General features: G+C 65.3%; 6 protein-coding genes and 3 tRNA genes. 1 reads left to right on the plus strand and 8 read right to left on the minus strand.

Going from position 1 to position 8,500, the window contains the following annotated elements:
* Positions 1 to 100 precede the first annotated feature (100 nt).
* The 5 genes from ACQKDV_RS16705 to ACQKDV_RS16725 all read right to left on the minus strand — a co-directional run bounded on the left by ACQKDV_RS16705 (position 101) and on the right by ACQKDV_RS16725 (position 2,693).
* Positions 101 to 176: transfer RNA gene (locus ACQKDV_RS16705), tRNA-Thr, on the minus strand.
* 48 nt (positions 177 to 224) lie between these two features.
* Positions 225 to 298, minus strand: a tRNA-Gly gene (locus tag ACQKDV_RS16710).
* 26 nt (positions 299 to 324) lie between these two features.
* A tRNA-Tyr gene (locus ACQKDV_RS16715) sits at positions 325 to 410 on the minus strand.
* 137 nt (positions 411 to 547) lie between these two features.
* A complete protein-coding gene (locus ACQKDV_RS16720; RefSeq protein ID WP_427785210.1) occupies positions 548 to 1,564 on the minus strand; it encodes an isoaspartyl peptidase/L-asparaginase family protein in 1,017 nt (338 codons plus the stop codon).
* 103 nt (positions 1,565 to 1,667) lie between these two features.
* Positions 1,668 to 2,693 (minus strand): cyanophycinase, encoded by a 1,026-nt coding sequence (locus tag ACQKDV_RS16725; RefSeq protein ID WP_427785212.1) that lies wholly within the window; start codon positions 2,691 to 2,693, stop codon positions 1,668 to 1,670.
* A 171-nt stretch (positions 2,694 to 2,864) separates the two neighbouring features.
* Here ACQKDV_RS16725 and ACQKDV_RS16730 point away from each other — a divergent pair, with 171 nt between their 5' ends.
* The gene (locus tag ACQKDV_RS16730) at positions 2,865 to 5,603 is read left to right on the plus strand and encodes a TonB-dependent receptor plug domain-containing protein (protein WP_427785213.1); all 2,739 of its coding nucleotides are present in this window, start codon (positions 2,865 to 2,867) and stop codon (positions 5,601 to 5,603) included.
* Positions 5,604 to 6,238: 635 nt separating this feature from the next.
* Here the strand turns inward: ACQKDV_RS16730 and ychF are convergent.
* The 3 genes from ychF to ACQKDV_RS16745 all read right to left on the minus strand — a co-directional run.
* On the minus strand, positions 6,239 to 7,330 hold the full coding sequence (gene ychF / locus ACQKDV_RS16735) for a redox-regulated ATPase YchF (RefSeq protein ID WP_427785216.1): 1,092 nt from the start codon (positions 7,328 to 7,330) through the stop codon (positions 6,239 to 6,241).
* 149 nt (positions 7,331 to 7,479) lie between these two features.
* Positions 7,480 to 8,058, minus strand: a complete 579-nt coding sequence (gene pth / locus ACQKDV_RS16740) for an aminoacyl-tRNA hydrolase (RefSeq protein ID WP_427785218.1) — start codon at positions 8,056 to 8,058, stop codon at positions 7,480 to 7,482.
* A gap of 48 nt (positions 8,059 to 8,106) precedes the next feature.
* Positions 8,107 to 8,500: 50S ribosomal protein L25 (locus tag ACQKDV_RS16745; RefSeq protein WP_427785220.1), on the minus strand; the 394-nt coding region annotated here is incomplete at its 5' end.

Below are 8,500 nucleotides of genomic sequence, written 5' to 3' on the forward strand. Positions count from 1 at the left end.
CGTGACCGATGGTGCCGACGTTGACGTGCGGCTTGGTGCGCTCGAACTTACCCTTGGCCATGGCTGCTTATCTCGAATTCGTCTGGTGTGGTGCTTGAGATGGTGCTCACAAAAGGAATCGAACCTTCGACCTCTTCCTTACCAAGGAAGTGCTCTACCGACTGAGCTATGTGAGCGAGTTGTGCATTATGGCATGAACTCGATAATATTCAAAGTTCATTCAATGGAGCGGGAGACGGGAATCGAACCCGCACCATCAGCTTGGAAGGCTGAGGTTCTACCATTGAACTACTCCCGCACCGGGAATGTGCCACAACGTGAAACTGGTGGAGGGAGGTGGATTCGAACCACCGAAGGCGTAAGCCAGCAGATTTACAGTCTGCCCCCGTTGGCCGCTTGGGTATCCCTCCTTACCACCCCATCCCGTTGCCGCCGAAGCGTTGCGGTGTGTGGTGGTGAGCCGCTTATTCTGCTGATGGGACGGGGGGCTGTCAACGCTTTTTTCGGTTTTTTTCACACGTTGTCGCAAACCCATTGATAGGCAAGGTTATTGCCCCGGGAGAGCCAGAGTCTCACTGGCGAAAATTGCGACATGAGGTACGCCGTCGGCGCCGATCCAGCCCCGATACATGCCCTGCGTGTTGAACGGCGTGGCTGCCTTGCCGTCGGCGGACAGCACGATGGCACCGCCGTCGCCCCCCATCTGCGGGATGGTCTCGTTGATGACGCCCTTGCCAGCCTGCTCCGGCGTCTGCCCCAGGTAGCGCATGCGCGCGCAGATCTCGTGTGCGGCCGCCGTGCGGATGTAGTACTCGCCCCAACCGGTGCCCGACACTGCGCAGCGCGCATCGGCCCAGGTGCCGGCGCCGATGATCGGCGAATCACCCACGCGGCCGTAGCGCTTGTTGGTCATGCCGCCGGTGGACGTGCCCGCCGCGAGATGGCCCTGCGCATCCAGCGCGACCGCGCCGACCGTACCGAAATGCCTGGCCGTTTCCAGATCGGCATGCGCCTGGCCGCTGGCCTCTTCCTTCAGTGCACGCTGCAGCTGCTGCCAGCGCTTGTCGGTGCGGAAATAGGACGGGTCGACCAGAGTGATGCCCTGCTCCACGGCGAAGGCCTCGGCGCCCTGCCCGACCATCATCACGTGCGGCGATTTCTGCATGACCCGTTGCGCCAGCTGGATCGGGTTGCGCACGCGCTGCACGCCGGCCACTGCACCGGCCGCCTGGGTGGCGCCATCCATCAGCGAAGCGTCGAGTTCGTTGTGGCCGTCATGGGTGAACACTGCGCCCTTGCCCGCATTGAAGGTGGGATCGTCCTCGAGCACGGTGATCGCTGCAGTGACCGCCGCCAGCGCAGGACGGCCGGCGGCCAGCTCGGCATGGCCCTTCAAGAGCGCCGCCTGCAGCGCCGCGCGCGCAGCCTGCTCTTCAGCCGGCGACAGATCCTTGCGCTCGACCCCTGCCCCACCGTGGATGACCAGCAGCGGTGAAGTGGACGGCGCTGCCTGCGCGAGCATGGGCAAGGACAGCAGGGCGGACAGCGCCAGGCGCAGTTTCATCGTGTACGTCTCCAGGGAAATGAGGGGCGGGGTAGCGCCGGCCGCTGGCCGGCAGCACTGTGCCAATGATGCATCCGGGGGGGTTGCCGGCCAGCGGCCGGCGCTACCGGCGCGTGATCTCGATCTCGCCGTCGGTGATGTCAGCCACCGCGTGATAGTCGACGTCAGCCTGGAAATCGTCCAGGCGCAGGCGGCCGCCACTGGCGACCACGGTCACCGGCACAGCGTGGAACTGCAGCGGCTCGCCTTCCACCAGCCGATCGGCGTCGCGGCCGGGGCTGACCACCCAGACCCTGCCCTGGCCATCGGCGCTGTAGACCTGTGCCTGGCCATCAGGCTCCACGCACAGGGCGGTGTCCTCGTCCACCCCGATCCCGACCATGTCCGGGTCACCGCTTTCCTGCGCGGCACGGGCAACGAAGACGATCAGGCGACCGAGGCGATCGCGCTTGTCGAAGTGGGTATCGGTGACCACGCGCTGCAGGTAGGGCATCTGCAGGAAGCCACTGTCCAGGGTCACTGCACTGCCCATCGGGTCAGCCAGCGCGCCGGCGGAGCTGATGCTGCCGCCGTCGAGCGCGCCATAGGCATAGCCGCCAAGGATCGCCAGGCCGGCACTGGTGCCGGCGATCGGCTTGCCGGCCCGCACATGTGCATTGAGCGCACGGTTGAGCGCAGTGCCTTTCCAGAAGCGGATGTAGCGGGCCTGGTCGCCACCGGCGATGAAGATGGCATCGGCCGCGGCCACCACGCGCATGACCGCCGGGTCATCCGCACCGCGGCGGTTGTCGAATACCAGCGTCTGCACCGCCGTGGTGCCGCCGATGTCGCGGTACAGGCGCTCCTGCAGTTCGTCGCCGCCTGAGGCGCGCAGGATCAGCACGCGGCCGTTGCCGGCCTGCCGCAGCCACCACTGGAAGGCCTCGGGCACCCATTCGCCGCCGCCCATCAGCATCATCGCCGGGGCACGCGGCCCGGGCCGGGGTGCATCCAGGTCGCCAATCTCGTAATAATCGAAGCCAGGGGAATGCAGGTCGCGGGGATCCTGCGCTGATGCCAGCGGGGCCATCAAGGCCAGCATTGCCCCCAGCACCAGGCGTGGGCAGACGCAGCGAACAAGGACGTTCATTGTTGATCTCCCTGAACAGAATGGGCTTGCAATCGTTTTCACTCTTTGCCAGATGCAACACCGGTAGTCAAGAGCGTGAAAAAGGCGTTAAATGCGCGCGCCCATTCCGGATTGTGAATGGGGGACAGGGCCCCTCCTTTGCGGGCCGGCTTCATTCCCGAGATAGTTCTCATGCGTAGACAGGCGATGGCGTGGTCGATCCAGCTGGCGTTGATGGGTGTTGCTGCCTCGGCAGCGGCCCAGAGCCCCGGCTCCCCTTCGGTGCAGCAACTTGATGCGGTCCAGGTGACCGGTTCGCGCATCCCGCGTGCGCAGGTGGAAGGCCCTGCGCCGATCACGGTGATCAACGCCGAGGAGATCCGCTCGGCCGGCTTCACCACGGTGCCGGACGTGCTGCGTGCGATGACCCAGAACGGCGGCGAGACACAGAGCCAGCAGTCGGCCAGCGGCGCCGACTTCTCGCCAGGTGCACAGCAGGTCGACCTGCGCGGGCTGGGCCCGAACCACACCCTGGTGCTGGTCAATGGCCGCCGCATCGCCGATTTCCCGATGCCCTTCCAGGGCCGCAGCAACTTCACCGACGTGTCCAACATCCCGCTGGGCATGATCGAGCGCATCGAAGTGCTGACCGGCAGCGCATCGGCGATCTACGGTTCGGATGCGATCGCCGGCGTGGTCAACTTCATCCTGAAGAAGAAAGCCGACGGCACCACCGTCGACATGCGCATGGGCACCACCAGCGAGGGCGGTGGCGAATCCTTCGACATGAGCCTGGCCAGCGGCTTCAGCAAGGGCAGCTTCAATGCGGTGTACAGCGTGGAACTGCAATCGCAGACGCCACTGTGGGCCTACGAGCGCGACATCCAGGATTCGACCCAGGACGGGCCGACCGAGGGCTCGCGCATCGCCCGCCGCGCCTACCTGCGTACCAACTACGATGATGACTATCTGGACCCGGGTGCCGCCACCTGCCAAGCGCTGGCGGGGCAGAACCAGGGCAGCACCTACTATGCCTTCCGGCCGCGCTATGGCTACTACTGCGGCAGCGACGCGTCCATCGGCTATGGCACCATTCTCAGCAAGCGCCGCGGCGCCAATGGCTATGCCTCGCTGAGCTACGACTTCGACAATGGCCAGCAGTGGTTCGCCGACGTGCAGGTGGGCTACCACACGCTGGCGCTGATGCGCGATGTCACCTCGTGGGGCCGCATGGCCGCCGACGGCGACGAGTCGGGCTATTTCAACAACGCAGCCACCGGCGAGATCGAGTTCTGGCAGCGCCAGTTCTCGCCGGAGGAAATGGGCGGCCTGCGCAATGCCATGGTGCGCAGCACGCAGAAAACCTTCAGCGTGACCACCGGCTTCAAGGGCAACCTGGCCGGCACCTGGGACTACGAGGCGGCACTGAGCCATTCGCAGTACCAGTCACACATCAGCTGGCCGCAGATCATCGCCGCCAAGGCGAATGATCTGTTTCTGGGCCCGCAGCTGGGCGAGGACGATGACGGCTTCCCGATCTACAACGCCGATCCGTCCCGCCTGTACCGCCCGCTGACGCGCGCGGAGTACGATTCGATTGCCGCGCGTACCACCTACACGCCGAAGTCGCGCACCGAGACGGCTGCCCTCACCCTGACCAATGGCTCGCTGTTCGGCCTGCCCGGTGGCGACGCCGGGTTTGCCGCGACGCTGGAAGTGGGCCAGCAGGCCTATGCGCTGAACCCCGATCCGCTGGCGACCGAGTACTACTACTACAGCTGGAAGGATTCGGACGGCCGGGGCTCGCGCAACCGCTGGGCCACCGCCGCCGAGCTGCGCCTGCCCCTGCACGAGACGCTGAACCTGAGCGTGGCCGGCCGCTACGACCAGTACCGCTACTCGGGCCACACCATCGGCAAGGCGACCTGGAGCGGCGGCCTGGAGTGGCGTCCGATCGATACCCTGCTGGTGCGGGGCTCCTACGGCACCGCCTTCCGCGCACCGGACCTGCATTACGTGTACGCCGGCCCCGGCAACGACGAGACCGCCGGCAACGACTACTACAACTGCCTGTCCGACGGTGCCGATGACTGCAGTGACTACGAAGAGAACCTGATCCGCAGCCGCGAGGGCAATCGCACCCTCGACCCGGAAACCAGCACGTCGTGGAGCGCCGGTTTCGTCTGGTCGCCCGGCGGCGGCTTCGATGTCAGTGCCGACTGGTTCGACATCGACATGCGCAACCAGGTACAGGACATGAACGTGGACACCATCCTGCGCGACGAGGCCGCCTGCCGACTGGGCCAGCTGGTGGCGACCTCGCCGACCTGCGTGGACGCCCTCGCACGGGTGACGCGCACGGACGATGGCCGCTTGTATGGCGTGCACGTGAACCCGGTGAACATCGCCCGCGAACGCACCCAGGGCGTGGACGCCGGCCTGCGCTGGCGCCTGCAGACGGGCATTGGCGAGTTCTCCTTCAGCGGCAACCACACATGGGTGAAGAAGCACGATTTCCAGCAGTTCCCGGGCGATCCGGTGGAAGACCAGTTCGCGGTGAACAGCGGCTTCGACATTCCGCGCACCAAGACCAGCGCCAGCGTGAGCTGGGAGAAGGACGCGTGGTCGGCGACTGTGTATGGCTCGCGCCTGGGCAAGCTTCCGACCTCGGACAGCTACGACCAGGTGTTCGACCCGGACAGCGGTGACAGCCCTTACATCAAGGCCACCTACCGCTACAACGTTTCGCTGCAGTACCGTTTCGACGACCACTCGCGGGTGTCGCTGTCAGTGGTCAACGCGTTCAACAAGATGCCGCCGAAGGATGCTTCTTATACGGCGTACCCGTACTACGACGTGTCCTGGTTCGACAGCGTCGGCCGCACGATCAACCTGCAGTACACCCACAAGTTCGGTGGCAGCGCGCTGTAGGCGCAGGCAGTATCGGTCGATGCAGAAGACAGGGCCCGCCATTGGCGGGCCTTGTTGTTCGGGAACCGGGCTTTGGTAGATGCCCACCTTGGGGGGCACTGCATTGCCGCACGCCCACCAAGGTGGGCGACTACCAGAGCGGGCCGCCATGGGTTTTCCACACCGCAGGTGGAAAGCGATGGGAACTTGATGTGGACAACCGGGTGCAAGCCTTGCAGCACAGGCGTTTCCGGGCGTGGTTGTTTTTTGTCCACGGCGTGCGGTTGTTTTCCACACGGGGCGTGGAGAGCGATGGGAACTTGATGTGGACAAGTGGGCGCGAGCGTTGCAGCGCAGGCGTTCTGAAGCGTGGTGAAAATTTGTCCACGCCGCGCGGGCACGCATCTGTAGGGCCGAGCCCATGCTCGGGTCCGCCCGGCATCAGCCGAGCATGGGCTCGGCTCTACAGGGCGTCGCATGGTTTTCCACACCATGCGTGGAAAGCGATGGGGGTTTGGTGTGGACAAGTGTGTGCGAACGTTGTGCCGCAGGCGTTTCAGGGCATGGTCAATTTTTGTCCACGCCCGGAAACGAGGCCGGAAACGCAGACGCCCCGCACAGGGCGGGGCGTCCGGGGTCGATCCGTTGCCGCTGGATCAGACGTTGAAGCGGAAGTGCAGCACGTCGCCTTCCTGCACGCGGTATTCCTTGCCCTCCAGACGCAGGCGGCCGGCTTCCTTGGCGCCAGCTTCGCCCTTGTACTTGATGAAGTCGTCGTACGCGATGGTTTCAGCGCGGATGAAGCCCTTCTCGAAGTCGGTGTGGATGACCGCGGCGGCCTGCGGGGCGGTGGCGCCCTTGCGCACGGTCCACGCACGGACTTCCTTGACGCCTGCGGTGAAGTAGGTCTGCAGGCCGAGCAGACTGTAGGCCGCGTTGATCACGCGGTTCAGGCCGGGCACGCTCAGGCCGAGGTCAGCCAGGAAGGTGTCGCGGTCTTCGTCGTCGAGCTGGGACAGCTCTTCTTCGATGGCGGCCGACACCGGCACCACCTGCGCGCCTTCGGCGGCGGCGTGGGCGCGCACGGCGTCCAGGTGCGGGTTGTTCTCGAAACCATCTTCCAGCACGTTGGCGATGTACATCACCGGCTTGAGGGTCAGCAGGAACAGGTCACGGACCAGGGCCTTCTCTTCCTCGTCCAGGCCGACCGAACGGCCGGACTTGCCGTCGGCCAGGGCGGCCTGCAGCCTGGCCAGCACCGGCTTGCGTGCGGCGGCGTCCTTGTCGCCGCCCTTGGCGGCGCGCTCGGCACGGTTCAGCGCCTTTTCAACGCTGTCCAGGTCGGCCAGGGCCAGTTCGGTATCGATGTTTTCGATGTCCGAGATCGGGTCGACCTTGTTGTTGACGTGGATGACGTCGGCATTCTCGAAGCAGCGCACGACGTGGGTGATCGCATCGACTTCGCGGATGTGCGCCAGGAACTTGTTGCCCAGGCCTTCGCCGCTGGCAGCACCGGCCACCAGGCCGGCGATGTCGACGAACTCGACTGCGGTCGGGAGGACCTTCTGCGGGTTGATGATCGCCGCCAGCTCACCCAGGCGGGGGTCGGGCACCGGCACGATGCCGACGTTGGGTTCGATGGTGCAGAACGGGAAGTTCGCTGCGGCGATACCCGCCTTGGTCAGCGCATTGAACAGGGTCGACTTGCCGACGTTGGGCAGGCCGACGATGCCGCATTTGATACCCATGGTGACAGCTCTCTGGGGTGAAAGTGATTGGTGAAACAGCGCGCGCGCTGCTTGGCCAATCCATCTCGGTGTGGAACATCCGCCAACCAAGGTTGGCGACTACCGGGGCCGGTTGGCGCCCGTTGCCGGCCAGCGGCCGGCACTACCGGTTATTTCGGGGTGTGCAGCCGCTTCATCGCTTCGTTGAAATCGCCCTGTACCGCCAGCGGCAGTACGTCGATGGCGTCGTCGATGGCGCGTGCGATCAGCACGTCGTCGTCCCTGGAGGGACGGCCGAGCACCCAGCCCACTACGCGGTCCTTGTGGCCGGGATGGCCGATGCCCACCCGCAGGCGATGGAACCTGCCGTGGCCGAGCAGGCGCATGGTGTCGCGCAGGCCATTCTGGCCGCCGTGGCCGCCGTCGAACTTCAGCCGTACCGCACCGGGCGGCAGGTCCAGTTCGTCGTGCGCCAGCAGGGTTTCCTCGGGCTCGATCTTCCAGAAGCGCTGTGCGGCGGTCACCGACTTGCCACTGAGGTTCATGAAGGTGGCCGGCTTGAGCAGCCACACCGTCTGCCCGGCGATCTCGACCTTGGCGGTCTCGCCGAACAGCTTGCTGTCCACATTCCAGCGGGCACCGGCTTTTTCAGCCAGGGCCTCAACGAAATGAAACCCGGCATTGTGCCGGGTCCGGGCGTGTTCCGATCCGGGGTTGCCCAGACCGACGATCAGTCGCAGTCCTGCCATGGTTCCTTCCAGAACGGTGCCTGCCCGCAGGCAGGCACCGCCACTGTATTACTCGGCAGCCGGAGCTTCAGCGTCGGCAGCGTCTTCCTTGCCGTGCTTGGCGGTGACGATGGCGTCGTCGTGGTCCTTGCCCAGCGCCAGGGCCGGGATTTCCACGCCCTTCGGCAGCTTGATGTTGGACAGGTACACCACGTCGCCAGCGTTCAGGCCGCCCAGGTCGACTTCGATCGACTCCGGCAGGTCGGTCGGCAGGCAGCTGATGGTCACTTCCTTCAGTTCGTGGGTGACCACGACGTCGGCAGCCTTGCCAGCCGGCGAGGTGTCTTCGTTGATGAAGTGCAGCGGAACCGAAGCGGTCAGGGCTTCGTTCTCGTTCACGCGCTGGAAGTCCAGGTGCATGATCAGCTGCTTGTACGGGTGGCGCTGCATGTCACGCAGCAGG

This window comes from Stenotrophomonas sp. NPDC077659, assembly GCF_050268705.1.
GTDB lineage: Bacteria > Pseudomonadota > Gammaproteobacteria > Xanthomonadales > Xanthomonadaceae > Stenotrophomonas.

What these genes read in the sequence shown, in the direction of transcription:
- ACQKDV_RS16720 (WP_427785210.1), bottom strand. Translation starts at nt 1,564, where the DNA reads ATGAAACTGCGCCTGGCGCTGTCCGCCCTGCTGTCCTTGCCCATGCTC.
- ACQKDV_RS16725 (WP_427785212.1), bottom strand. Translation starts at nt 2,693, where the DNA reads ATGAACGTCCTTGTTCGCTGCGTCTGCCCACGCCTGGTGCTGGGGGCA.
- ACQKDV_RS16730 (WP_427785213.1), top strand. Translation starts at nt 2,865, where the DNA reads ATGCGTAGACAGGCGATGGCGTGGTCGATCCAGCTGGCGTTGATGGGT.
- ychF (WP_427785216.1), bottom strand. Translation starts at nt 7,330, where the DNA reads ATGGGTATCAAATGCGGCATCGTCGGCCTGCCCAACGTCGGCAAGTCG.
- pth (WP_427785218.1), bottom strand. Translation starts at nt 8,058, where the DNA reads ATGGCAGGACTGCGACTGATCGTCGGTCTGGGCAACCCCGGATCGGAA.